The sequence below is a fragment of the Thalassotalea sp. PP2-459 genome, assembly GCF_001913705.1.
GTDB lineage: Bacteria > Pseudomonadota > Gammaproteobacteria > Enterobacterales > Alteromonadaceae > Thalassotalea_C > Thalassotalea_C hakodatensis.
The window spans coordinates 48,773-75,139 of sequence record NZ_MKQD01000077.1 but is presented as its reverse complement, the minus strand read 5'-3'; the positions used below and the strand labels follow the sequence as shown (position 1 = coordinate 75,139).

Here is a 26,367-nt window from a genome sequence, read left to right as displayed (position 1 = left end):
TGGTTATTCCACATAAAAAAGCAATAACGACGTATAAATGACAAAAAGCGTTTAGTTGGAACAACATTTAATCTCGAAAGATCAACAGACCCTAACAATATGAAATAAGCACAACTAGTTGTATATTCGGTACTCAGCATCTTTTCTCTTATTTGTTAACTGGTTGATGAGTTTAATATCATAGTGTTCGTATTGGGTTTTAATAAATTGTGCACTATTCAAACATTTGTTATTTAAAGAGATGAAAAATTAAAATAAACATTCACATCGGCTCCAATTAGCGATAAAGTCTAGTTAGATGTAATTGAATTTAAGGACACCTGATGGATTTAAATCAGTGGGTAGACGAATTATTTGAAGTCTTTGATGAAGACAAAGATGGTGAGATCAGCAGAAGTGAATTTGTTGAATTAATTGACGTACTTTTACAAGATAAAGGTATTAGAATGTGTGAAAGTATTTTTAAACGGTTTGACACAAATCATGATAATTCAATTTCCAAAGAAGAACTAAAGGAAATGGTCATTGATCTAGCGCTTTGATCTATCTCTATTAGGGAGTTTGTATCACTTAACGGTATGATTTACGCGTCACAATGATAACCCCCTACTTTATCATTGTGTCTGTCTTATTCAGTCTTAATCACTAATACATCCATTTTAAGGATGCTCAAAATACTTCCTGCCGTGTTTCCAATTAACTCCCCTGTTAATCCTACTCGACCCACAACACTATAACCACAATTCCTGTATTGGTTGCGTTAATGAACCTCATGAAAAGTCAAAAGCAAGAGTTAGTTTATATATTCATAATTATTTTTCTTTTTGGTAAATATGAAGGTTTAATTAAGCTAAAAAAACACATCAAAAGGAATTTTTATAATTCATTACTACTACCATCTTTAACACTGTTTTTACCTGATAGTTTAGCCTGATAAAGCGCTTTATCTGCCATTGCATATAATGTTTTTGCATGAACCTCAGGTTTAGTTGAAGTACAAACACCGAAGCTAGCTGTGATATTAAGACCTTGATTTTTTTCATCATTAAAAATGAAAGCAGCAACGTTTTGACGAATTCTTTCCGCCACATTCACACCTTGTTCATTATCTGTACGTGGCAAAATACACATAAACTCTTCCCCACCAATCCGAGCTACAATATCCCCTGGGCGAGAACTTTCACGTGCTATCTGCGCAACTTCAATCAATACTTGATCGCCCATTGGGTGGCCATATACATCATTAACGGCTTTGAAATCATCAATATCAAACAGTATGATCGTAAAAGCACCTTTATCAACTTTTGTTTTCGCCAATAAAACTTCTAACGATTCAAAACAAAAGCGTCGATTATAGAGCCCAGTTAATGCATCTACTCTTGTTAATGCTGTTATTCTACGATTGTTCTTGAATTGGTATGTTAAAACAACAGTTACAATAGTCAGTAAGGTGATTAAAAACACAATGAAATAACTTTGCTGCAGCGCTTTTTGCTCCCTATTTTTATTTGCTAAGGTCGATGCCTTTTGCCGCTGTTTAGACAAAGCTTTTTCAACTTCTTGCCGCTCTAGTTCGAGAGACGCTCTAATATTATTGACTCTGCTGGTAGAGTTATTGATTAATACTTGGCTATATGCTTGATAATAAGATGTTATCAGTTGATATGCTTGCTTATAATCTTCGCGAGCAAAGGCCAGATGCCCACGAATTTTCTGATTTTCAAGTTGCCATGCCGTATTTGTTAATTCAGGCATTGTTGCAAAAATAGCTTCGGAAGATTCTATTGATCTTTCAGCGTGTTCAAGCTCTCCCCTTTGAATATGACAACTCGCTTTACGCTTATAAAGTTCCGCATCATAATCATCAAGACCATTTAAATTAAATGCTTGTTCAATATAACTAAGTGCCTGCTGACAATCCCCCTTTTCAGCAAAGCTCATACCTAATCCATAAGCAGAAAAGTAGGAAAGATGTTCGTTAGGCGTATAATTAACTTTCTTTTGGTAACGTTTAAAAAGCGAAATGGCTTGGTCATATTTTTTCCAGTATCTAAACGTCGTAGCCAAGCCATATATCGCTTCAGCGACATGTGCTTGATACCCTAACCGTTCATAAGTATCTAAAGCCTTTTGATAATATTCAATTGATTTTTGATATTGACTCATATACCCATAAATTGCGCCGTAAGTTTCATTAATTGTCGCAATTAAGAAATGATCTTCCATCGCAAAAGCCTCAACAAAGGCTTCTTGTAAGTCTTTCAATGAAGTGTCGTATAAGTCGGCTAAACTGTAAGTATACGCAAGTTCTTGCTTTGCTCTTATATAAACCTGATTTAACTCAATACCTTTTGCCAAGGTCATTCCACGGTTAAACAAGCTTCTTGCTTGTTTATAGTTCCCTTTTCGCTGCTCGATTAAACCAGAAAAATAATAAAAATATGCGTTAATTGCAGGATTATTTTGCTCAGATAATAGGGGTTTTAATGTCGTTAACGTTTGTTCAAATTTTTCATAAAAATACAGTAAGTTTTCTGACTGTGCTTTACGTATTAACCACCATTGGTAATGCTGTTCTTCAACTTCAGAGGGTTGGTGTTGTAGCAGAGTTTGATAGGCTGACCATGGGTCCCGATATATATCTTCATCCATTAACACGTAATCATTTTTTGTATGACGCTGATCGGCACCAACTTCCATTTTTGCTACAACAACACGTGTAAAAATAACAAGCAATAAACATATTAAAATAGAGCTTGGAATACGAATGCGAAATTTATCTTTCAACCAAAACACCTTCTCATGATTGTTAACGCCACCTAATTAGCTACTGTATCTAACCTGAGCTCAGGCTATCTATAATCATACTTGAGTATAGTGAATTAATATAGTTACAAATAAACTAAACAAAAAATCAAAAACAGTTGTTTAAATGTGCAATTTATGCGTAAACTTAACCCCACACAGTATGGACTTTAACGTCAATTTCTATAAGGAAGTTTTAATTTTTAGCCAGAAAGTTTAATGATGCAAACTGAAAAATTCGACAACATAATTATACTTGCTCTTATCTCCTTAACCTTTGTTGTGATTGGTTTACATAGTTTTTCATTAAATAAAATATTCACTCTAGATACAAAATCTCCGTATCAAACTTATGCTGTTAGCGACCTTACTTCTGGCGGTAAATCAACCGCAAAACTATACACTAGAGGGGATAAATACTTACTCGACTGTCACATTATAGAATCTGACTACGCTTGGCCGTTTTGCGAAGTTACTTTTTCAGTTGGTGTAAATGCTCAAAATATTCCTGAACAACCTGTTGATTTATCAAGCTACAGTTCGGCACATGTTTATGCAAAATACGTTGGCGAAAATACCGCCAGTTTTCGCTTTCAATTACGTACCTTTAACCCAAACTACTCATCACCAAAGAAAGATAGTACTTGGAAGTATAACGGCATAGAATATTGGCCAAACAACAATCCATACCCAGTAAAAATTCCCTTAAATGCCATGCAAGTAGCTACCTGGTGGCTATATGAGAATGAAATCCCAATTGAATACGCCAGTCCTGAATTTGACCAAGTTCTCGTTGTAGAGGTTGCCACAGGCAATAGTATTTCACCTGGCCATTACCAGATAGAAATCGAAAAAGTTGAGTTTACCGGTAAGGTATTTACTAATAAGCAAGTGTTTAGTTTCATTATTGCTATGTGGATTTTCACTGCAATAATTGGCCTCATTATGAATTTATACCGCTCTAAAGCTAAATTAAAAACTGCCGAACGGCGTGCTTTTGAACTAAAACAACTGAATAGATTATTGAACGTTGAATCTCAAGAATTAAAAGATTTAGCTGAAAGAGATCCCTTAACTGGCGCACTAAACCGCAAAGGTATAGAACACATTTTTACCAATGAAATAAAAATTATGTCATTGATGTTTATCGATATCGACCATTTTAAACCACTGAATGATCGGTACGGACACAATATTGGTGACATTATCTTAAAAGATTTTGTAAAACTTATTAGTGAAAACTGTCGAACGTCTGACTTTCTTGCTCGATGGGGCGGCGAAGAATTCCTGTTAATTTGTCCGAACACTAAAGTACTGGAAGCCAATGAATTGGCAGAAGATTTACGACAGCTCATTGCAGAACATAATTTTGTTCAAAACATTAAAATTACCGCAAGCTTTGGCCTAGCCCAAAAAGAAAACGAAACAATAGCAGAGCTTATTGAAAGAGCTGATGTTGCGCTATATACCGCAAAAGCACAGGGTAGAAATAAGGTTATCGTCTCGAATAACGTCGACTTACTGTAGTAGGGTGTAATGATCTTTGCCGTACACTTTTTTGGTGTTAGTCCAAGGCTGAACTTATGTAATACAATTGAAATAAACATTGGGTCACTTAGCGAGAGTTATAAGCGCGCTAATGAAGTTCTACGTTGATCAGATCTTTAATTCAATTGGTATAATAAGGCTATTCCTCATAATTAAATGGGAATGCCGTAGAAAAGTTAGATAGTTGCTGTCCTTTAGATACGTAAAACCATTAACCGCTCAAAAAATACCTTGTGATAGAAAGCAAAAAGCCGGCTTAGCGCCGACTTTAACTTTACCTATAACGAATTAGTCACGTATGTATCGTTAAGAGTTTTTCACCGCTTCTACTGAAAGCTTTGAAGTAATATCTTCAGAATCTATTGACTTTTTACGACGTATTAAGCGTTTCAAATCTTCAAAAACCACATATAACGTCGGTATTAATATAAGTGTTACTACCGTGGCAAACAAAACACCAAATGATAACGATACAGCCATGGGAATAACAATTTGCGCCTGCATACTTGTTTCAAAGAATACGATCGGAACTAAACCAATAAACGTAGTGATAGATGTCAGCATAATCGCTCTAAAACGTTTTGTACCGGCATGAACCACCGCTTCTTTCAGTGGAATTCCTTGTCTACGTGAATTATTGACATAATCAACCATAACCAAAGAGTCATTAACTACTACACCTGCGGCGGCAATGATACCAAATAACGATAATGCGTTAAGGTCCATCCCTAACATCAGGTGACCAAAGGTTGAACCGATTACACCAAACGGTATAACAATCATGATCATAATGGGTTGAGAATAAGACTTTAATGGGATAGCCAATAACGAATACACCACTAACATTGAAATAACAAACCCTTTCAGTTGATCGATAAAGCTATCCATTTCCTCTTGGATACGTCCTGTTAACTCAGAGTTGAGTTGTGGGTATTTACGTTTTAACTGTGGAATAAAGTTTTCTCGAATATCGTTCGCAACTTTAAATGGTTCAACTTGATCAGCGTCAACACTCGCCCACACGTTTATAGTACGATTTCCATTTTCACGTCGTATACTGGTCACCCCTTGCTTAACGGAAATATCTGCTAATTCTGACAACGGTAATTCAGCACCATTTGATGCTTGAATCATCACATCTTCCACTTGTCCCACAGAATTACGCTCTGCTAATGGGTAACGCACCATCACTTTAATTTCTTCAGTATCACGCAAAATACGTTGTGCTTCTAAGCCATAGAAACTATAACTTACCTGTGAAGCAATATCTTGCAAGCTTAACCCCATACTGTGAGCAAGTGGTTTTAAGGTAAACTGAACCTCTTTCGCACTGGTTTGACGACTATCATTCACATCGCCTACACCTTTTAATGAATTAAGCTTCGCTTTTAATTCCTCAGCTGCGGCAAGCAATTGTTCATCACTCTGGCTTTCTAAACGGAAGCTAATGTCACCATCTTCACGACCACTGCCAAATAAATTGTCATCAATTGCAAAGGACTTAACGCCCGGCATCGTTGGTATTGCAGCACGCCATAATTCTGCTAGTTCGAAAGTATCCATCGCACGTAACTCAGGCTCTACCAGCTTTACTGTAATTTCACCACGAGTTCGTCCGTTTAATCGAACATTCATATCTGCAATCATCGCGTTACCATGCTCAGATATAATTTTCTTATCAACAGTTGTCAGAATATCTTCTATACGTAATAACGTGTTTAATGTTGCTTTTTCTGAAGAGTCAACATTCATCTCTACAGATATTCGTGGGAAGTCGTGCGGAATTTTTGGTTGACCAACAAAACGTACAAACCCACCTGAAAACAACCCTGCACTTAATAAAATTACAGCAAAGAATACCGCTAATACAGCATATCTATACCCTAAAAACTTTTCTAATGATGGACGATATACCGTCTCAATAAAGGTTGATAACTTGGTATCAATCCAACGACGAGCTCTATCTATAGGGTTCTTAGCGTTAAATTTCTTCACTTTCATATTGGCTAAATGCGCCGGTAAAATCAGTTTAGATTCCACTAATGAAAATAATAAACAAAAAATAACGACAAAACCTATAGACTTATTAAACGCTGATGCAGGGCCATCTCCCAATACAAAAGGAACAAATACCGCGATTGTTGTGAGTACACCGAAAGTAGCCGGCATGGCTACACGTCTAACACCGCGAATAACATTTTCCGTGGTGTGGCCTTTTTCTTCCATTTCAGTGTGTGCACTTTCTCCCATAACAATAGCATCATCGACCACGATCCCTAGCACCAATATAAAGGCAAACAAACTGGTGATGTTAATTGTTACATTGACAAATTCCATCGGCATAACAAGGATAGTTCCTAAGAAACATACGGGTAAGCCCATCATTACCCAAAAGGCTAAACGCATTCTTAAAAATAATGCCAACATCAAGAAAACTAAGATAGCGCCACTGAACATGTTTTCTAACATCATGTCTAAACGGCCTTGTAGGTAATACGTTAAATCAACCCAAGGCTCTAGTTTTACTCCTGCAGGTAATTGCTCTTGCTTTTGATCAATGTATTTATGAATAACTTTTGCGACGTTAGTAATACTTTGATTATCAGCCGCGCCAATAAAGAAGGTCGCTGAATTCATGCCATTAAATTTAGAGTATTGAATGCCTTCTTGGAAACCATCATGTATCGTTGCGATATCACCAAGCATTACTTTGGTGCCGTCAGATAACGTTAAAACAGGAATACGCTCAAATTCATGTCCGCGATATGCTTGATTTTCAACACGTAAATTAATGTAGCCATTTTCAGCGCGAATTTGTCCTGCTGACATGTTACGCGACTGGCCTCTGACAGCACGTGCAACATCATTGAAACTTAAGCCGTACTCTCTTAATTTGTCCTTACTCACTTCAATGGATATTTCGTACCCTAAACCGCCATAAAATTCAGAAATATTAACGCTGGGTAGTTGTTGGATTTCATCATGAATACTGCGGCCTAACTCTTTTAATTCAGCGCTGGATAAGTCACCATAAAGCGCGATATAAAGTACTTCTTGACGAAACTTTATTCGTTCAACTTTAGGGCGTTCCATACCATCAGGAAAGCTCGGTATCGAATCAATCGCTGACTTTACTTCTTCTAATACCACTTGAGGGTCGTAACTTTCATCAACACGAAAATAGCCGCGCGAAAAGTTACGATTTGAATAAGTGATAACCCGCTCTAGTCCTTGAACTGTTTCTAACGCTTCTTCAATTTTTATTGTGATCCCTTCTTCCACTTCTTGTGGTGCAGCACCAGGATATGGTGCACTAAACTCTATCCAGTTAATTTTAACTTGAGGGAACATTTGTTTGTTAATGGTTAATGTTGTTAATAGCCCACCGATAATGATGAATGCCATTAACAAATTAGCCGCTACGCTATTACGCGTAAACCACGCAATTAAGCCTTTATTAGTATCATCCATTATCTAATCCTTAACGCTTGCGATTTGCGCGTCTTCGTTAACATCAGTTTCTGGTAAATCAACATCTTCACCCGCTAAAGACAATTTCATTCCTTCAATAGGGTAGTCTAATGCTGAAATTATCATGCGGTCACCGGTTTTTAAGCCGCTTGAAACGATCACGTTTGAGCCGTCTTGACTAACAATTTCAATATTTGCAAACGTTAATGTTGAATCTTGGTTTAGTAGCGCAACACGATCTTTGTTGACTAAATGTCTTGGTACTGATGTTGCCATCGCTAATTCTTTGCCTAATACTTTAGCATTTACATAAGAACCAAAACGAAGTGGAATGACGTCTGATGTCGCTTTTAAGCCATAAGGGTCAACAACTTCAGCAACTAGATAGCTCATTCTACTGGTATCATCAATGACTCCTTCACCTCGTGCGATACTAGCTTGCCAAACTTGTTTTTGGCCCGAAAATTCACCTTCTAAGTTGACTGTTGCCGCTTCACCTTGATTAACTAAAAATTGCAGTTGGTTATCCGCAACTGGCAATCGTATTTCAGCCGTTTCAGTGCCTAACATTTTGCCAATATTACTGCCCGTCGCAACAAACGCTCCTAGGCCTATATGGCGAGATTCAATCATGGCATCAAACGGTGCTTTTAAGTAGGTGCGTTCAAGGTTTCTTTCAGCACGCAAAACACTTGCTTTTGCAGCTTTAACCCGTGCTTTTTCCTGAGCTAATTGTGGTTTACGGAGACTAAGCGCTGTAGGCGAAGCATTTTGAATGCGTTTCCATTCTTCTTCAGCCACTTTTCCGCGTGCCACCTCCTCTTGTAATGACGCTGTTGCTGAGGCTAAATTAGCTTGTGCATCAATTAACGCTGCTTGGTAATCACTGGGATCAATACGTGCAAGAATCTGCCCTTTAGTAACAAAGCCTCCGCGAACAAATTTATCAGAAAGTTCAACGATTTGACCGCTAACTTGTGCCACTAATTCAATTTCATATTTTGGTGTTACCACACCGTAGGATTCAACCGTTAAGGTTAAAGGTGCTACAGAGATCTCTTCTACCGCAACAATAGGTGTATTATCAACTTTAGGTTTTTCCTCTGGTGGCTTTTTCATACTTGATAAAGCGAAAAAGATCACTGCCCCAACTAGTAAGATGACAATCGGAAGTATTATTTGTTTTTTTCGAGTCACCGCGATTTCCTCATGAATGATGTTTAGACGTAATTTTTATGTCAATGTCACTATGATAACGAATTACACAAAAGTACGATTATGAAAGTTGTAAATGCTTGTTACAAAGATCGCGCCGTTTCTACTGTTAGATAATCAAAAACACAAATTTAATTATTTATACAAATAAAACAATAAGTTAAAAACAAGAACAGGATAAATTTTTATTCAATAAAAAAGAGCGTTATAAACGCTCTTTTTTCAATGTGGTGAATTTAACTAAATATTAAACTTTTATAAAAATTTTTCGACAATATAACCAATAGAGTATCAACCATTGTATAAGAAGCATGCCACCGAACAAGATCACATCTTGCCAACCGGCAGGAGCAGCTTTAATCAAACCACCAAAAAGGCTTGTGCTCGTGTATTTCCAATTAATTAAACTCGATGCTAGATAGACAATGATCGAATTTGTGCCGATTACCGCAAAGAACTTAGCCCATGTTGTTAAGCCAATCACATCAATGAGTAAATAAAATAAGGTGAGTAATAAAATGCTGTAGCCAGTAGTCACTAACACAAACGAACTTGTCCATAAGGTTTTATTGATTGGAAACACTAAATCCCATAGATAACCTAACGCAATACAACCACACCCAATCACCAATAGTGTTACTACAAGCTTCTTCGGCTGCTGAATATTTTTAATCATAAAGCGACCAACAAACACACCGATCAAGGCATTCACGATAGAGGTAACATTTGACAATAATCCTTCTGGGTCTAATGGTAAATTTCGATACGTAGTTCCCGGTAGTAAATGTTGATCAAACCAAACATTAATTGCACCATCTGCAGTGAAGTTACCACCGCCATAACCGCCTAAAGTGACGAACGCTAAAAGCAACCAATAACCGATAAGAATGCCAACAGCAACAAACCATTGAGTTTTTTCACTGACATACCAAACCAGTAACGCAGCAACAAACCATGAAATGCCAATACGACCTAATACACTTGCAAAGCGAACGTCGTCAATATTTACCGGTAAGCCTCGACCCCAAGCATGGTTGTATATCACTCCAAATAACAATAATAACGCTAAACGTTTGATCCCGTGACGTAAGGTTGCTTTAGCCTTTTCTGGAGGATAAGTTGACAACGGTTTTGCCGCAATGCCTAAACTAACGCCGGATAAAAAGATGAACAATGGAAAAATAAGATCATAAGCAGTGAAGCCGTGCCAAGTTGAGTGCTCCATTTGCTTTGCCCAAAAATGAAAGAAAGACCAACCAGTGATCACAAAAAAGGCTAAAAACAGCTTTTCACCGCCTAAAATCCAAAACATGTCAAAACCACGTAATGCATCTATCGATAATAACCGTTTTTTCTTGGGTGGCTGCACCCCCGCTACTTGTTGAGTCATATTATTCCTATTTTTCGCACCAAAAAAGACAACGCTGTCATTTTAATTAGCCTCATTGTAAAACAGCTACTTAAAAGTTAAAACAAAAACTCAACCTTCATAGACAGTTGTTATTAACAAAAGCACAAAATACTTGTGTAGGGTTCATATCGATTAATAAAGCTAACAATTAATTACACTCTTCTCTTGTTATCATTATGAATACTCTTAACATAGGAAGGGAATTTAAAAGAGGACCATAGTATGTTTGATAAAATCTCTGCTTTTTTAACATCAATACAACAAGGTGATGATTCTGCGATTGAAGAAACCATCACAATAGAGCTTGCATGTACGGTATTGCTTTGTGAAGTGATCAGAGCTGATGGTTTAATGAACCATCAAGAACAAACGCAATTATCCAAGTTGGTAAAAGAGAAATTTTCACTTGATGAAACCTCGGCAGACTCTTTAATTAATCAAGCAATTGAATTATGTGAACACGCCAATGACTTCCATCGATTCACATCGATTGTTAATCATCATTATCAACCAGAAGATAAAATAAAGATAATTGCATTACTGTGGCAATTAGCAAACGCCGATGATCATATCGATGCCATTGAAGAGCATACTATTAGACGTATTGCTGATTTATTACATTTACGTCATAGCGAATATATTTCTGCAAAATCTACGGTGATTTCCAAGCCTTAATGTGAGGAGTCAGGTATACTAACGAATGTGTTTTCAATCGTCGCTGCAGGTATTTATGGCTTCACTTGGTCAATTTAATCAATTAACAATTTTAGAAAAGTCGGATAAAGGGTTAGTGCTTGATGGGCAAACCTTCGGACAGCTTTTCTTACCCAACAAACAAGTACCCACTTTACAAGATGAGCAATCTACGGTTGAGGTATTTTTATATCGCGATGCGAGCGAGCAAGTAACGGCAACAACCAGTAAACCTTTTGTTCAAGCTGAACAATTTGCATATTTACGGGTAAAACAAACCAATAAATTAGGCGCATTTTTAGATTGGGGATTACCTAAAGACTTGCTAGTGCCGTTCAATTTACAATATCGAAAAATGGAGCAAGGAAAGTCTTATTTAGTGTACGTTTTTGTTGATGAAACGACAGGTCGATTAGTAGCATCAAGTAAATTAGATAAATTTTTAGATATATGGCCAGCAGACTATCAACAGTGGCAAGAAGTTGACATTGTTATAGGTGGGAAAACTGATTTAGGTTTTAAAGCCATAATCAACCACAAACATTGGGGATTGCTGTATCAAAATGAAATTTTTAAACCTTTGAGAGTCGGTCAAAAGCTAAAAGCATTTATCAAAAACGTGCGCGAAGATGGCCGATTAGATCTCAGCTTGTCGCGTGCTGGCAAAGGCAAAGTGGTCGACTTTAACACGCAGTTATTAAATTATCTTGAACAACATGATGGCTATTGTCAATTACATGACAAAAGTACGCCTGCAGAAATTTCAAAAACGTTTGGTGTTAGTAAAAAAACCTATAAAGCTGCCGTTGGAAACTTATTAAAGCAAGGAAAAATCACCCTCTCAGAAAGTGGCATTCATCTCGCTTAGCGAGGTAAGCGGCTCTACTTAGAGGCTTACCTTTAACCTTTGATTATGCATAAACATTAAGGTTTGATGCTTACCATAGTTAAGGTTTGTCTTTGTTAGGCTCTTTTTGAACAATACGCGAGTAATGAAGTCGACGTTTTTCTACATTACTCGCGGTACCTCTTAGGAAAGTTTCTTAAAAACTGCCTCGAATTCCTAACTCAATACCTCGCCCCGGCAAAGGTGCGACATTCTTTAAAAATGATGTATGTACACGCGCCTCTTCATCGGTAAGGTTGTTACCCTTAACAAATAAGACGAAATCATCGCCAATACCATCTAAATAATAATTAACATGGGCATCAACTAACGTGTAACCTTTTGTTTCTTCTTCGTATTGTGAAATATCATCTTGATCAAAATAATGATTAACAGACAATTGGGCACTATAATTTTGCGCCGTATAATCTATGGTTGCACCAATTCGCATTGGCGGTATACGCGGTAAGTTGCCATCTGATTTCAATTTAGCGCGCGTATAGTCTGCATACACATTTGAGCGAAGGTTTGATGTCCATTGATAAATCACCTCAGCCTCAACACCATACATTTCCACATCGCGTTGTTGATACACATAAACAGGCAAACCTTCATCTGAAAATTCTTCGTGATGATCTTCTTCATCTTCATGGTGCTCATCTTCGTGTTCATCATGCTCTTCTTCATGATCACCATGTTCGTGATGTGTTTCAACAAAAAGGCCCGTATTGGTTTGATAAAAATAATCATCAACCTGATTATAAAACGCCCCAAGCACGAAGCCTAAATCACCTTCAAATTTACGCCACGTTAAATCTATGTTCGTTGCCGTTTCTAGTTCAATACCCTCTTGTTCTATATGGAAGTGATCATTATGCAATGAGTAAATCGCCCCCTTTTCAAACGTATTAGTCCCTATATGCGGCCCATTTGAAAATAACTCTGCTGCAGAAGGTGCTCGTTGCGAATAGGCTAATGATAAGCCAATGTTATATCCTGGCTGATAATCCCAAACGAAACCTGCTGACAAACTTACTGGCGTAAAATCTTGAGATGTTAATTCGTTTTCATCGTGATGGTGCTCACCATCATGTTCATCTTCGTCATGAGATTCATCATTATGTGCGCTAACTTCTACATGCTCTATACGCGCACCAAGCTGTACGAGAAGATCATTAAAATGACGCTCTTCTAACCAAGCTAATGCAACAGAGTTTGTTTCTGATGGCGGTGTAAAAGCTTCCGCACCAATAGCTTCAAAGTCATTGGTTTTATAATGAAGGGTCCAAGCACCTTTCCAACCAAACATTTCATTATGGAAGATATCAAAGCGAGCCTCTAACATCTCACTGTTAAAAACAGTGCCGACTTCATCGCCTTCAATTTCTTTATGCTGATAGTCTGTATAAGATAATTTGCTCGCAACTTTATTAACAAAGCCTTTATTGAAGTTCAATTCACTTAAAAACTGTAAACGTTCTTGGGTTAAATCACCCCAAACATTTTCTTCGTGAGCATCATGATCTTCTTCATGATCATGGTCGTTGTCTTCTTCGTGCTCTTCTCCATGGCTGTGCCCTGGTATTCCGTACTCACGATTGCTTTTTCCGTATGAAAAGCCAATAAACCCTTCATCAAGAATAAAACTTGTACCAATGGTAAAGCCAGAAGACTTAGAAGCACTATTAGCTAAAATACCTTTTTCTTGCGCATGCTCTTCATGTTCCTCTTCATGATCGTGCTCTTCATCATGTTCATCATGATCTTCGTCGTGCTCCAGCTCTGCATAACCTGGTATTTTGTAATCATCACCATCCCGCCAAAAACCATCAACATGAAACGCCATATTACCGACAGAAGTATTAGCCATTAAACTCAGCTCGTCTTCTGATGCCACTGTGTTGTGTTTTGCTAAATAGCTAAATTCATCGCCGAGGTGTTTTGGTACACGGTTATCGACCACGTTAACAACGCCACCAATGGCACCACTGCCATAAAATAACGTTGCTGGACCACGTAATACTTCAATTTGTTGTGCGGTAGCAGATTCCGTCGACACCACATGATCTGGACCAACGCGAGAGGCATCACCCACATCTAAACCATTTTGTGTGATTAAAACGCGAGGGCCATCTAATCCACGGATAATTGGGCTACTAGAAACTGGGCCAAAATAAGTAGAATGCACACCCACTTCATTTTTTAACGTTTCGCCTAACGTTGATGCTTGTTTTGTACGTAATTCATCACTAGCAATAACATTAACAGGCAATGCAGATTCAATGGTAGAAGAATGTAATGGCGTTGCATGCACATCAACTACTTCCATCACACTGGGTTTTAATGAGAAGTTAATTTTTGTTCGGTTGTCAGATGACAGTGCGATTTTTTGATTCTGATGAGCAAAATTTTTCGCACTAACATGTAATTCAACATCGTTTGACTCTATCCCTGTAAAGCTAAACCTACCAAATTCATCCGTTAGAACCACTTTTTTACTGTTTACAATAGCAACTTTAGCGTATTGAATGGGTTCACCACTTGCATTTTTTACGATGCCTGAGACTTGTTGCGCGGCAAAAACAATAGAGGATGCTGACGATAACGTTAATAACGTCACTACGGGGATAAATTTCATAATATTCCTGTACATTTATGAGTATATGAACGAAATGCGCATACGTCATCATGGCACAAGGCATAAACCTCGGCGTAAGACGATGCTCGTTCAATCAAAAATTTAATTAAAATAAGTGTTGTTTAAAAATAAGTGAGCACTAAGATGTAGGCGGTGCACGTTGCGATGGTTTTACATACGTTGGTAGTGCAGCGAGCATTACGTAGGAATGAATACGAGGCGCCGAAAATAGGCCAATATTCGTATAGACAATTGTTATCGGGCGATATACAGGATCAGCCTTTTGCTGACAAAGCTTGCAATCTAATTGTTCAAAAACTTGAAGTTCTGTAGAAGTATCATGGCTATGGGTAGCAAAAGACAACAGCATAATAAGTGACAAAAAGGCACTCATTGATACGTGTTTAAATTTTTTAAAAAGGCACATGCTCAACTTCATGGCCGTGATAATATAACATTACAAACCAAGCTGCAATCAAAGTAGAGGCTGAAAAAGCAAATTTCCCAATTATTAATAATTCATACGCAGCAATATAAATTTATGACGGTTTAATACAAAAAAAAGCGCCTTTCAGCGCCTTCTTAAAAAAGTGATTCGGTTATTGCGTGCCGCCTATGGTCATTTCATCTACTTTAAGGGTTGGTTGTCCTACACCAACGGGGACGCTTTGCCCATCTTTGCCGCACACGCCAATTCCGGGGTCTAATTCGAGATCATTCCCTACCATACTGACTTTTTTCATCGCTTCAGGTCCGCTACCAATTAACGTTGCCCCTTTAATTGGCGAAGTGATCACACCATCTTCGATTAAATAGGCTTCTGAACTAGTAAACACAAATTTACCCGAGGTAATATCAACTTGCCCCCCCGCAAAGTGTGGGGCATATATGCCTTTTTTAACGGACTTTATAATATCAGTAGGTGAATGATCTCCTGCAAGCATATAAGTGTTTGTCATCCGCGGCATCGGTAAATGCGCGTAAGATTCACGACGTCCATTCCCTGTAGCTTTTACACCCATTAATGCAGCATTATGCTTATCTTGCATATATCCTTTTAAAACACCCTTTTCGATCAAGGTGTTGTATTGTGCCGGCACACCTTCATCATCAATATTCAAAGAACCTCGGCGATTAGCCAAAGTACCGTCATCAACAATAGTACAGTGCTCAGAGGTTACTTGTTGACCGATTTTGCCAGAAAATGCAGATGATCCCTTACGGTTGAAGTCACCTTCTAAACCGTGACCAACAGCTTCATGCAGTAAAACGCCCGGCCAACCAGCTCCTAGCACCACAGGTAATGTACCAGCTGGGGAGTCAATCGCTACTAAATTAACTAGCGCTTGCCTTACCGCTTCCTGAGCATATTCAAGGTAGCGTGGCTGGTCACCTTCCGCTTCAAAAAAATAACTATAGTCTGTTCGCGCGCCACCACCAGCACTACCGCGTTCACGTTTACCATCACTTTCAACAAGTACTGAACAATTTAACCGAACTAGCGGACGAATATCGGTGGCATATGTGCCATCATTTGCGGCAACTAATATTTTTTCATAAACCCCAGATAAGCTGACAATAACCTGCTTTACACGTTCATCTTGTTGTCTAGCATGTGCTTCAACTTCATGTAACAAGGTAATCTTTTGTTCTTGAGTCAAACTACCCAACGGGTCTATATCGCTATAAATTTGCACAACCGGTTGCTTATTAAATACTTTAATTTTTCCAGATTGTTCAGCTTTGACGATGCCTTTGGCGGCATCAGCAGCTTTTATAATCGCTTGAGCTGAAATATCATCGGAGTATGAGAAGCCAGTTTTTTCTCCTGAAACCGCTCTTACGCCTACTCCTCGTTCAATATTATAGGAGCCTTCTTTAACAACGCCATCTTCTAGTAGCCAAGATTCATGGGCGCTTGATTGAAAATATAAATCAGCAAGGTCAATGTTAGTCTGATTAATACCAGATAATATATCGGTTATAAAACCTTGATCTATTTGGCCTTTACCTAATAAATCTTGTTCAACTTCATTCATGATTGATTAACTTCGTTGTAAATTTGTTGTGAGTTTGAACAGGTATTGCTTTTCTTACCTGTGTAATTTTTGAGGTATCTATTTGCGCCATAATATGCCCAATACCTTCAGGAAACTGTTCAATAATTTCTCCCCATGGATCAATAATTATACTATGTCCATATGTTTCTCTACCATTGTTGTGCGTGCCATATTGGCCCGCCGCAACAATATACACTTGATTTTCTATCGCACGTGCGCGTAACAATGCATGCCAATGTGCTTCGCCAGTTACTTTAGTGAATGCACTCGGTACTGTAATAACTTGTGCACCTTTATTTCGCAATTGTCTAAATAACTCAGGAAAACGAAGATCATAACAAATAGTCAGCCCAACAGTGATACCTGCTATATCTACAGTGACAACCTTATCACCCGCTAAGGTATATTTTGACTCTACATAGTGTCTTTCACTGTCTTGAACTTCAACATCAAATAAATGTAACTTATCGTATTGAGCCACTTCATGACCAGCAGCGTTAAACACACAACAACTATTAGTAAATTTATCTTCCTTTGCTTGATACAAAGGTACACTGCCTGCAATTAAACATACTTCATACTTTTTAGCTAACGCTGCTAAAGCCACTCTTAAGGCATCATCATGACAAGTTTGCGCTGCTAAAGCGAGTTGCTGAGAATCTTTACCACCAAAATATAAACAACATTCTGGTAACACCACTATATGTTGCTGATTAGTATTAGCTGTTAATGTACTCAGTTGTTGCTCAATAACCGTTAAATTTGTTACAACATCTGGTGCTGTTGTTAATTGAATCGCAGATATATTAACCATTTGGCCGTTCCATTTGATCTTTTTTGACTGGCTCTATCAGCCCTGTTTCTGGGTTCAGTACACCTTCAATTTTTTGCTCAGGTGTTATCTCTGGTAAATTTTCAACAATTTGAGGAGGAGAATCTTGTCCAACACTTATGTGTTTAGTCTTTTTATTTATCTGTTCAAAGTTTGGCTTAGCAATATCACCCGTTAACGCAAATTGGTACTCAACGGGTACTTGAGAGGTGATCACACCATCTATCGCCACACCAGCTAAAAACGTCACAGGGTTTAACGTTGCAATCCACGCGATAGCAGGAAGACTTGAGGTAACATTAGGCTGATATGACATGCGGTAATCTAATTTTTGAGTCGTTAAATCCGTATTACCTTTAACGCTTAAATCACCTGCAGCCCCTTTCATAAAAGTATTCTTAGTATAAACAATACCATCTTTAATATGATAATCACCCTTTATTTCACTATAAAACATGCCATCAGAAAACATATCACGAAAGTCGAACCTTAACTTTCTTACTAACGATTGTAGGCTAAGTATTGAAAAGGCTCTTGCTTGATCAGGAACTTCCTTTAACACTCCTTCGTCAAGTTCTGCTTTAATATCCCCATTAAAATTATTCACGGCAAAATTATGCGGCCCACCTAACCAATTAACGGCAAAAGAAGCTTCCAAACCGCTGTCAGCTACGGTTGATGATAGACCTAAACGCTCAAATTCTCTTTCAATATCGTTGCTATTAAAGCGTCCAATGATATCAGTAATCGAATGTTCGCCTTGTACTTCCCAACTCGCATCAAATGCCAACTGGTTACCTTTTCTTTTGGCAACAAAATTCTCAATGACCAATTTACCATCACTAATTCGATTTAATAAAAAATCGACTTTTCCAAAAGATAAATTAGCGTATTGACACTCACCGCAAGAAAAGCGAATTGGTGGCATGTTTTCGAAAATTTTCTGGTTTAAATGCTCATCTGTGTTATCGATAATATTTTCTTTAGCAAACTGTTCCGTTACATTTGATTCTTCGGTATTGAATAACGCTTTTTCAGGCGCAATTCGAATATAATCAGCATTAATATCGATACCCTGTGCCAGTAGCTCAGGAAATATTCTAACTTCTCCTCGAGCTTCCTTGCTGGTTATCGTGAGTTGCCACCAGCTCGTTTGATCGGCTAAATCAAAAGAAACACCGTTAAGTTCTTCACCATATAAATCTACCTGCGCAATATTCCCGCGAATAATATCGGGTGAAGGTAATAAGGGGCTATTTTGCTCATCATTTTCGGTATTCAATAAGTCTATACTCGTTAATAAGTCGGTAATAAATGGTTGCCATTCGTGAACGCTGGCCGAAGCTAATGCGGTTGTCACGTGGAATCCTGTCTTAGGTAGTGACATAGGTTCATCGCCTAAAATCAAATGTGACTGATTGAAGTTGATTTGTTGATGATTTAGTTTGCCATAAAAGGCCAATTGATCACCGATCATTGCATCAATAGTTGACTCTTCCAAATCACCATTGACAATCACTTTACTCTTAGTGATTTCTTGCTCCCTTTTGTTGAACGGGGAAGGTAAATTGAGGATTGTTCCTTCTAAAGTTGAATCAACGGTTAAGTGATAATTAAATTCACCATCATCAAAGTTGTTTAGCACTAATTGCCCTTGCCACGCTAATAGACCTTCACCATACGGTTTCATCAGTGTAGGTAATTGCGCTAACCATGCGTTTTCTGGCCATAAAGCAGAGATATTTATTTCGGTTTCATAATGTAGAGGGTTCTGAATCCCTGTTACTTCAAACGATAGCGGCATCCCTCGCCAATTTGCTGTTAAACCTTTTGTATTAATTTTTTCATTTTCAAACGTCAACTGCCCATTTAAGCCACTAAATAGCATTTCCGGTGATTTCAGCGCTACGTCATTATCATTAAATCTAATATTACCTTTTGCAACGATCGCATCAACATCATTAAGCGGTAAAGAAAGTGAAAATGTTGCCGCGATATTTTGCTTAACATTCACCTGCTCCAATACTGCGCCAACACTTTCATCGAGAGGGCTCGTTAGCATCAGGTTCGTCACTAAAGCAGGGTCTGCTTGTGCGATATTGGCAGCAACGTTTAACACTTGATCATGTGATAAAGAATCTATTGAAGCCGTAACTCCGGTAACATCCAACCCATTTAACGTACCAGATCTTCCTGTGATCAACATTTTATTATTGGTGAAATTTAAATTTGCCGCAAAATGTTGAATGGCAGGCCAGTTTTCATTGAAGATAAAACTGGCATTTTCAAGCTCAGCGTTTACGTTAAAAATACCTTCATTATGATCAAACGGAAATTTTGCCAATGGCCCATTAAATAATATTTTCGCTTGTGAAACGGTACCTTTTTTAAGCGCACTGTTTAAGTAGCCAACCAAATTTTCACCCATCAATAATGATGGATATAATGAAGGCGCATCAACGACATTAAGCCCAGAAGCATTAGCAACTAACCACATCTCAGTGTCTTTATCTGGCGAAACAGTGATGCCCAGAGCGGCATTCATTTTTATCTTTGACGAATCAAGCACCAGATCAGTAGAAGATATTTTCCATTGTTCTGCCTGTTTCCTTATTACAACATTCCCTAATAGCCGTTCAAAAGTAATTGGCGCTTCAAAATGCTCTGCAAAGTCAACGATTCCTTGTTGACCATCTAGTGCCACTTTCATCGTATCGTTATGGAAAACAACCTCACCAGAAAGCCCAGAAATAGCAGGGATCCCTTCGCTGAATTGTGATTGAAATTGAGAGAAGTTCGCTGTTGCTTTTAATTCGTCTTTTGACTGCTGAAAGACAATTTGCGTTATTTGTCCACTCGGGTTTATCGCTTCAAGTGTTGAACGTATTTCTTTTTGTTCAATAAATAACGGTAATAAATCATTGACGCCACCAATATCTAACTGAGAAATACTGCCGATTAAACCGCCATTATTGCGTTTTACATCAACCACGAATGGCTGCCACTGTTGCTCATCGGTGCGAATTAAAATGTTGTTAGAATACACATGAAGCATTTCAGTTGTTGATAGATTATCAAACACCAATTGCCCTTGTGTAATATTCAAGGTTTTTATCGCATTTTGATGTTGCCAAGCGATTTGATTGTCACCTAACGACACTTGTAATTGATCAGCTTTACCATTTTTAATGTCTAACCATGCATCAAAATTGATCGATGCATGGGTATTTTCATCTTCAATGGCGAAGACTTTGTCTAACCAAGGGGTAATATTGAGTTGGTTCGCTTGTAAATAAAGCTTACCTTGCATGTCACGAAGCTTCTCACCACGAATAGCCATATTAAACTGTAGGGTATTCGAGGTTAGTCCGTCTAACACCACCTTTCCTTTCGCTTTATGCGACAACCCATTATTTGCCCAATACAGTTCATTGATTAAGAACGTTCTTTCACCTTTCTCATCACGGTAGATTATTTGGCTATTTTGTACAGAAAAACGGTTTATTTGCTTCAAAAAAAGCCTTGATGCATTTTTTACTAGTTTAGTATTACTTGTAGAATTATTGGCAAACGCTTGCTGATCAAAAAGTACTCTGACCCCATTTAATGATAGATCTTTAGTGACAATATTACGCTGCTTTATACTTCGCCAAAAATCGACACTGACATCAAATGCTTCAATATAAATTTCAGCACCTTCAGTTTGCAAAACACTTACATTTTCAGCAATTAAGCTGGGCCCTGAGCTCAACCAGCCCATATTTAAATTACCGATAACAATATGGCTATTATAAGTATTATTAATATAATCTTGTAAATGCTGACGATAATTATGGGCGTAAGGCAAAAATAGACGTAACGAGCTTATCAGCACAGCAAATATGACTAATAAAATAGCCAATATTTTGTATGCTCGGTTTAACCAACGATTGGAAACCTTCGATACTCTCATCATCTAAATTCATTCACCTCTGTAGGTAATTTTTACGATATCCTTGCTTAACGCCAACTTCACTCCTTGTTTTGTTGGTAACACCCCATGTTTAACATGAAGATTTATCACGCATAATCACATCATGACGACATCAAATTGTTCCTGATTATACATGATCTCAGTTTGCACTTTAATTTGCTTGCCGATAAAAACTTCAAGTTCAGCAAGATTATGAAATTCATCGTTCACTAACGACTCGCTAACTGCTGTTGACGCATAAACAATAAACTTATCGGCATCATACGCACGATTAACTCGAACAATTTCACGTAGTATTTCAAAACAGACGGTTTCAACCGTTTTTAAATAGCCACGACCATCGCAAACTGGGCACTCTCCGCATAAAATATGCTCTAAGCTTTCACGGGTTCTTTTGCGAGTCATTTCAACAAGCCCTAAAGCCGAAAAGTCTGAAAGACTATATTTCACATTATCGCGAGCCATCGCTACATCTAAACTATGCAACACACGTCTTTGGTGATCTTCATTATGCATGTCTATAAAGTCGACAATAATGATCCCACCTAAGTTCCGTAATCTTAATTGTCTGGCGATGGCTTGTGTTGCTTCAATGTTAGTATTAAAAATTGTTTCTTCTAAATTACGATGCCCAACAAAGGCGCCAGTATTGATATCAATGGTGGTCATCGCTTCCGTTTGGTCAATAATTAAATAGCCACCAGATTTCAATTCAATTTTTCGATGTAAGGCGCGCTGAATTTCATTCTCAACATCAAACAAGTCAAAAATCGGACGTTCGCCAGGGTAATATTCCATTACCGGCGTAAGTTCTGGCACAAACTCTTGCGTAAATTCACCCAGTTGATCAAAGGTTAGTTTAGAATCAACTCGAATGCGCTCTAACGAAATCCCGACAAAGTCACGAATAACTCTAAACGCGAGTGGTAAATCTTGATAGATAGCAACTTTAGTTTGTTTGCGTTTTTTTCGTTCCATCACTTTTGCCCAAACACGGCATAGGAACTCTGCATCGTGTTGTAATTCTTTTTCACCCGCTCCTTCTGCAGCTGTACGTACAATAAAGCCGTGATCATCTTCACAATAAGGTTGTACTATTTCACGCAGTCGTTTTCGCTCTTCTACATCTTCAATTCGCTGGGAAATACCTGCATGACTAGCATTTGGCATTAAAACCAAATAACGTGCTGCTACTGTAATATCAGTCGTTAATCGAGCCCCTTTTGTTCCCAATGGATCTTTTACAACTTGTACAACGATATGCTGGCCTTCATGCACTAAGCTTCTAATATCAGGCACTTGGTCGCCATTACTTTCTTCGTTAAGGATCAATGAAGAATTAATATCTGAAGCATGTAAAAAGGCAGCTTTATCCAGGTTAATATCAACAAAAGCTGCTTGCATGCCTGGTAGCACTCTAATCACTTTGCCAAGATAAATATTACCAACGAGACCACGCTTAGCTTCCCGTTCAACATGCACTTCTTGAAGCACACCATTTTCGATAAGCGCTACACGCGTTTCACTGGGGGTTACATTGATCAGTAATTCACCGGCCATTTAACTTCCTTTATTTGGTAGTCGTGCGATTGAAGGGGGTAAAGATATTAAACTGGGTTAATAGTTGTTTGGTTTCAGACAACGGTAAGCCAACAACTGAAGAATAACTGCCATTGATTGCCTTAACAAATTGACCGCCTATTCCCTGAATACCATAGCCACCTGCTTTATCTTTAGGTTCCCCACTGCGCCAATAAGCGTTTATTTCGGCATCAGATATCTCATCAAACTCCACATGAGTACAAACTACTGATGTTTTGCTTAACGCTTGCTGAACAACCGCCACGCCTGTGTATACTTGATGAGTATTTCCTGACAGTAACATCAAATATTCCCTGCATTGTTGTAGATTTTCTGGCTTTCCTAAAATACGTTGTTGGTAAACAACACAAGTATCAGAACCAATAACAACCGTTGTATCGGCAAATTGATTAGCAATACATTGTGCTTTTTCTAACGCTAAACGTGCTACATAATCATCAGGTGTTTCTTGCGCTTTTAACGATTCATCAATATCTGGGCTAATACTTTCAAATTGATAGCCTAATTGCGAAAGAAATGCTTTTCGTCGTGGAGATTGCGAGGCTAAAATCAATGAGTACAGTTGTGACATGCACACTCCTGTTATTTAATACCAAAATGCCGGCGTATTTTTCGTAATAATAAAAAAGCCCACGGCCATAAAATGATTGTGGTGATCACTGGATATAAGTAGCTTGGTAAAAAGATAATATCCGTTAAAAAGCGTTGAAACCAAAACACCAACAAGTGATATAAAGCTGATAGTACACCAACAATAAGTGCTTGCTGCCAAACTGAAAAGTTACGAATTTTTTGAAAGTTTCCTGCAACAATATACACACATAATGCCATTGCTGCCGCATGTACCCCTAGTACCGACCCTAAAAGTACATCAAGTAGAAAACCCATTAACCAAGCTGTGATCACATTTACTCGGCTTGGTAATGCTAAGGTCCAATAAAGTAAGACTACCAGCACCCAATCAGGTCTAAAGGCATCAACGTTTAATGGCAGCGGCATAATAGAACCGACTATCGCTACTAATAAAGTTAATAGAATAATAATACCGTTATGAGCCAGCATTTTCACTCTCCGGCGCTACTGTTAATGCATCTTTACTTGAAAATATTGGTGTTGGTTTTTCTGGCCATAAAAGTAAGACATAACGTAGTCGATTTATTTGCGCAACTGGCTCACTTTGAACCTGTGCAAATGGTCTAGATTCATCCATTTTAACGGCTACAACTTTAGCAACTGGATAACCTTCTGGGTATTTACCGCCAAGGCCTGATGTTACCAGTAAGTCACCTACTAACACATCTGTACTGTGCGGCACAAAATTATGCACTAATCGATCAATAGTACCTGTACCGTTGGCTACCATACGTATACCGTTTCTACGGTTTCGCACCGGCACAGCATGAGTAACATCTGTTATTAATAATACCCGACTTGTAATAGTACCAACATGTAATATTTGGCCAACAATACCCTTTTCATCAATAATGGCTTGTCCTTCAAACACACCATCATTAGCGCCTCGGTTAATAACCACTTGGTGAGAATAAGGGTCGCTATCGACGGATAAAATCTCAGCCACCATTTTCTTAGCATCTTTGCGCACAGGAGATGACAACAACGAACGTAACCTATCATTTTCTTGCTTAAGAATATTAAGTTGCATTGCCTGCTCTTGAAATTGCAACTCATTTGATTTAAGTCGTTGATTTTCTTCTATCAAATGTTGTCTGGTAGTTAAATTCTCTACTGCCCAATCAATCGCTTGTTTAGGGGTTGTAGCTAAGTATTGCAATGGACTTACCATAGACTGTAAATAGCCACGCACAAACTCGAAACTATTCATTTTATGGTCAAAAAATATCAATAGCGCAGAACAAAACAGCACCAGAACTAGCCGGTGCTGTGGAGAAGGTCCATGTTTGAATATAGGATTCATCGAGAATATAGTTTCTCTTTTTTATTAAATTTAATCGCGCATAATGTAAATTACTTAAGCCATCTGGCGTCAATTTATGCGCCTACAATACACTTTAACATGAGAAAAAAGCACGGTATTGATTGTTACCAAAGAGTACTTCTAACGAATTCATAAAGTGTCATAACAAGCATAAAGCTCGTTATTATTCGTAGGCAAACAAGTCGCCACCATGCATATCAATCATTTCTAAGGCTTTACCACCACCTCGTGCAACACAAGTTAGAGGATCATCAGCAACAACAACAGGAATACCTGTTTCTTCCATTAATAAACGATCTAAGTCTTTCAATAAGGCTCCACCGCCGGTTAATACCATACCACGCTCTGAAATATCAGACGCTAATTCTGGCGGAGATTGCTCTAATGCTACCATGATTGCGCTAACAATACCGGTTAACGGCTCTTGTAAAGCTTCTAGAATTTCATTGCTATTAAGCGTGAAACTACGCGGAACCCCCTCAGCTAAGTTACGACCACGTACCTCTATTTCAATTAGCTCTTCGCCTGGATATGCAGAGCCTATTTCGTGCTTAATGCGTTCAGCCGTTGCTTCACCAATTAAACTACCAAAGTTACGACGCACATAATTTATGATCGCATCGTCAAACTTATCACCACCAATGCGTACTGATGACGAATACACCACACCATTTAATGAAATAATACCCACTTCGGTAGTACCACCACCGATATCTACCACCATTGAACCTGTTGCTTCAGAAACAGGCATGCCAGCACCAATAGCTGCTGCCATTGGTTCATCAATAAGATAAACTTCACGCGCACCAGCACCTAGTGCAGACTCACGAATAGCACGACGTTCCACTTGTGTTGAACCACAAGGCACACACACTAATACACGTGGACTTGGACGTAAAAAATTATTGCTGTGTACTTGCTTGATAAAGTATTGCAACATTTTTTCAGTCACGAAAAAGTTAGCGATTACGCCGTCTTTCATCGGACGAATAGCCTCAATATTACCAGGCGTACGACCTAACATTTGTTTTGCAGCGGTTCCCACTGCGGCAACACTTTTTGAACCACCGGCTCTGTCTTGACGAATAGCAACTACGGATGGCTCGTTAAGTACGATGCCTTGTTCTTTAACATAAATGAGTGTATTTGCTGTTCCTAAATCGATTGATAAATCGTTTGAAAACATGCCTCTTAATTTTTTAAACATAAGGTCTAAATGTCCTTGCTACTTGACTACAACATGCCTGCCATAGCGTACTTCAATTATTTTGCTAAT

At 38.3% G+C, this 26,367-nt stretch carries 18 protein-coding genes; 4 read left to right on the top strand and 14 right to left on the bottom strand.

Going from position 1 to position 26,367, the window contains the following annotated elements:
- Window positions 1–323 precede the first annotated feature (323 nt).
- A complete protein-coding gene (locus tag BI291_RS16790) occupies window positions 324–542 on the top strand; it encodes an EF-hand domain-containing protein (protein ID WP_074500331.1) in 219 nt (72 codons plus the stop codon).
- 334 nt (window positions 543–876) lie between these two features.
- Here BI291_RS16790 and BI291_RS16785 read toward each other — a convergent pair whose 3' ends face one another.
- Window positions 877–2,787 carry a tetratricopeptide repeat-containing diguanylate cyclase gene (locus tag BI291_RS16785; protein ID WP_074500328.1) on the bottom strand — a complete coding sequence of 637 codons (1,911 nt, stop codon included), beginning with the start codon at window positions 2,785–2,787 and terminating at the stop codon, window positions 877–879.
- Between the two features lie 237 nt (window positions 2,788–3,024).
- On the opposite strand from BI291_RS16785, the gene BI291_RS16780 reads away from it, so the two are divergent.
- On the top strand, window positions 3,025–4,332 hold the full coding sequence (locus tag BI291_RS16780; RefSeq protein ID WP_074500326.1) for a GGDEF domain-containing protein: 1,308 nt from the start codon (window positions 3,025–3,027) through the stop codon (window positions 4,330–4,332).
- A 327-nt stretch (window positions 4,333–4,659) separates the two neighbouring features.
- On the opposite strand, the gene BI291_RS16775 is transcribed toward BI291_RS16780, so the two are convergent.
- The 3 genes from BI291_RS16775 to nagX all read right to left on the bottom strand — a co-directional run bounded on the left by BI291_RS16775 (window position 4,660) and on the right by nagX (window position 10,429).
- Window positions 4,660–7,824, bottom strand: coding sequence for an efflux RND transporter permease subunit (locus BI291_RS16775; protein WP_074500324.1), 3,165 nt, complete (start codon window positions 7,822–7,824; stop codon window positions 4,660–4,662).
- A 3-nt stretch (window positions 7,825–7,827) separates the two neighbouring features.
- Window positions 7,828–9,021: an efflux RND transporter periplasmic adaptor subunit gene (locus BI291_RS16770; protein ID WP_074500322.1), complete on the bottom strand. Its 1,194-nt coding sequence runs from the start codon at window positions 9,019–9,021 to the stop codon at window positions 7,828–7,830.
- A 265-nt stretch (window positions 9,022–9,286) separates the two neighbouring features.
- Window positions 9,287–10,429 (bottom strand): transmembrane glucosamine N-acetyltransferase NagX, encoded by a 1,143-nt coding sequence (gene nagX, locus BI291_RS16765; protein WP_074500319.1) that lies wholly within the window; start codon window positions 10,427–10,429, stop codon window positions 9,287–9,289.
- 243 nt (window positions 10,430–10,672) lie between these two features.
- Here nagX and BI291_RS16760 point away from each other — a divergent pair, with 243 nt between their 5' ends.
- Both BI291_RS16760 and BI291_RS16755 read left to right on the top strand, forming a co-directional pair.
- Window positions 10,673–11,125, top strand: coding sequence for a TerB family tellurite resistance protein (locus BI291_RS16760; protein ID WP_074500316.1), 453 nt, complete (start codon window positions 10,673–10,675; stop codon window positions 11,123–11,125).
- 55 nt (window positions 11,126–11,180) lie between these two features.
- Complete coding sequence (locus tag BI291_RS16755; protein ID WP_074500314.1) at window positions 11,181–12,011, top strand: S1 RNA-binding domain-containing protein; 831 nt, start codon at window positions 11,181–11,183, stop codon at window positions 12,009–12,011.
- A 175-nt stretch (window positions 12,012–12,186) separates the two neighbouring features.
- Here the strand turns inward: BI291_RS16755 and BI291_RS16750 are convergent, their stop codons facing one another.
- From BI291_RS16750 to BI291_RS16705, 10 genes are all read right to left on the bottom strand, one after another.
- Window positions 12,187–14,667, bottom strand: a complete 2,481-nt coding sequence (locus tag BI291_RS16750) for a TonB-dependent receptor (protein WP_074500311.1) — start codon at window positions 14,665–14,667, stop codon at window positions 12,187–12,189.
- Between the two features lie 139 nt (window positions 14,668–14,806).
- Window positions 14,807–15,094, bottom strand: coding sequence for a hypothetical protein (locus BI291_RS16745; RefSeq protein WP_074500308.1), 288 nt, complete (start codon window positions 15,092–15,094; stop codon window positions 14,807–14,809).
- 172 nt (window positions 15,095–15,266) lie between these two features.
- Window positions 15,267–16,706, bottom strand: coding sequence for a metalloprotease TldD (gene tldD / locus BI291_RS16740; protein ID WP_074500306.1), 1,440 nt, complete (start codon window positions 16,704–16,706; stop codon window positions 15,267–15,269).
- Window positions 16,699–17,541, bottom strand: coding sequence for a carbon-nitrogen hydrolase family protein (locus BI291_RS16735; protein ID WP_074500305.1), 843 nt, complete (start codon window positions 17,539–17,541; stop codon window positions 16,699–16,701). Before BI291_RS16735 ends, tldD begins: the two co-directional genes overlap by 8 nt.
- On the bottom strand, window positions 17,534–21,514 hold the full coding sequence (locus BI291_RS16730) for a YhdP family protein (RefSeq protein ID WP_074500303.1): 3,981 nt from the start codon (window positions 21,512–21,514) through the stop codon (window positions 17,534–17,536). The genes BI291_RS16735 and BI291_RS16730 overlap by 8 nt, the downstream gene beginning before the upstream one ends.
- Before the next feature lie 114 nt (window positions 21,515–21,628).
- Window positions 21,629–23,092 (bottom strand): ribonuclease G, encoded by a 1,464-nt coding sequence (rng, locus tag BI291_RS16725; RefSeq protein WP_074500301.1) that lies wholly within the window; start codon window positions 23,090–23,092, stop codon window positions 21,629–21,631.
- A gap of 10 nt (window positions 23,093–23,102) precedes the next feature.
- Window positions 23,103–23,705, bottom strand: a complete 603-nt coding sequence (locus BI291_RS16720; RefSeq protein ID WP_074500298.1) for a nucleoside triphosphate pyrophosphatase — start codon at window positions 23,703–23,705, stop codon at window positions 23,103–23,105.
- A gap of 11 nt (window positions 23,706–23,716) precedes the next feature.
- Window positions 23,717–24,196 (bottom strand): rod shape-determining protein MreD, encoded by a 480-nt coding sequence (gene mreD / locus BI291_RS16715; protein ID WP_074500296.1) that lies wholly within the window; start codon window positions 24,194–24,196, stop codon window positions 23,717–23,719.
- Window positions 24,183–25,070 (bottom strand): rod shape-determining protein MreC, encoded by an 888-nt coding sequence (gene mreC, locus BI291_RS16710; RefSeq protein ID WP_074500293.1) that lies wholly within the window; start codon window positions 25,068–25,070, stop codon window positions 24,183–24,185. Before mreC ends, mreD begins: the two co-directional genes overlap by 14 nt.
- A 184-nt stretch (window positions 25,071–25,254) precedes the next feature.
- On the bottom strand, window positions 25,255–26,298 hold the full coding sequence (locus BI291_RS16705; RefSeq protein ID WP_074500290.1) for a rod shape-determining protein: 1,044 nt from the start codon (window positions 26,296–26,298) through the stop codon (window positions 25,255–25,257).
- Window positions 26,299–26,367 lie beyond the last annotated feature (69 nt).

Bases quoted from the DNA above. Each gene is read 5' to 3' on its own strand.
- BI291_RS16790 (WP_074500331.1), top strand. From the start codon at position 324: ATGGATTTAAATCAGTGGGTAGACGAATTATTTGAAGTCTTTGATGAA.
- BI291_RS16780 (WP_074500326.1), top strand. From the start codon at position 3,025: ATGATGCAAACTGAAAAATTCGACAACATAATTATACTTGCTCTTATC.
- BI291_RS16775 (WP_074500324.1), bottom strand. From the start codon at position 7,824: ATGGATGATACTAATAAAGGCTTAATTGCGTGGTTTACGCGTAATAGC.
- nagX (WP_074500319.1), bottom strand. From the start codon at position 10,429: ATGACTCAACAAGTAGCGGGGGTGCAGCCACCCAAGAAAAAACGGTTA.
- BI291_RS16760 (WP_074500316.1), top strand. From the start codon at position 10,673: ATGTTTGATAAAATCTCTGCTTTTTTAACATCAATACAACAAGGTGAT.
- BI291_RS16755 (WP_074500314.1), top strand. From the start codon at position 11,181: ATGGCTTCACTTGGTCAATTTAATCAATTAACAATTTTAGAAAAGTCG.
- BI291_RS16750 (WP_074500311.1), bottom strand. From the start codon at position 14,667: ATGAAATTTATCCCCGTAGTGACGTTATTAACGTTATCGTCAGCATCC.
- BI291_RS16745 (WP_074500308.1), bottom strand. From the start codon at position 15,094: ATGTGCCTTTTTAAAAAATTTAAACACGTATCAATGAGTGCCTTTTTG.
- tldD (WP_074500306.1), bottom strand. From the start codon at position 16,706: ATGAATGAAGTTGAACAAGATTTATTAGGTAAAGGCCAAATAGATCAA.
- BI291_RS16735 (WP_074500305.1), bottom strand. From the start codon at position 17,541: ATGGTTAATATATCTGCGATTCAATTAACAACAGCACCAGATGTTGTA.
- BI291_RS16730 (WP_074500303.1), bottom strand. From the start codon at position 21,514: ATGATGAGAGTATCGAAGGTTTCCAATCGTTGGTTAAACCGAGCATAC.
- rng (WP_074500301.1), bottom strand. From the start codon at position 23,092: ATGGCCGGTGAATTACTGATCAATGTAACCCCCAGTGAAACGCGTGTA.
- BI291_RS16720 (WP_074500298.1), bottom strand. From the start codon at position 23,705: ATGTCACAACTGTACTCATTGATTTTAGCCTCGCAATCTCCACGACGA.
- mreD (WP_074500296.1), bottom strand. From the start codon at position 24,196: ATGCTGGCTCATAACGGTATTATTATTCTATTAACTTTATTAGTAGCG.
- mreC (WP_074500293.1), bottom strand. From the start codon at position 25,070: ATGAATCCTATATTCAAACATGGACCTTCTCCACAGCACCGGCTAGTT.
- BI291_RS16705 (WP_074500290.1), bottom strand. From the start codon at position 26,298: ATGTTTAAAAAATTAAGAGGCATGTTTTCAAACGATTTATCAATCGAT.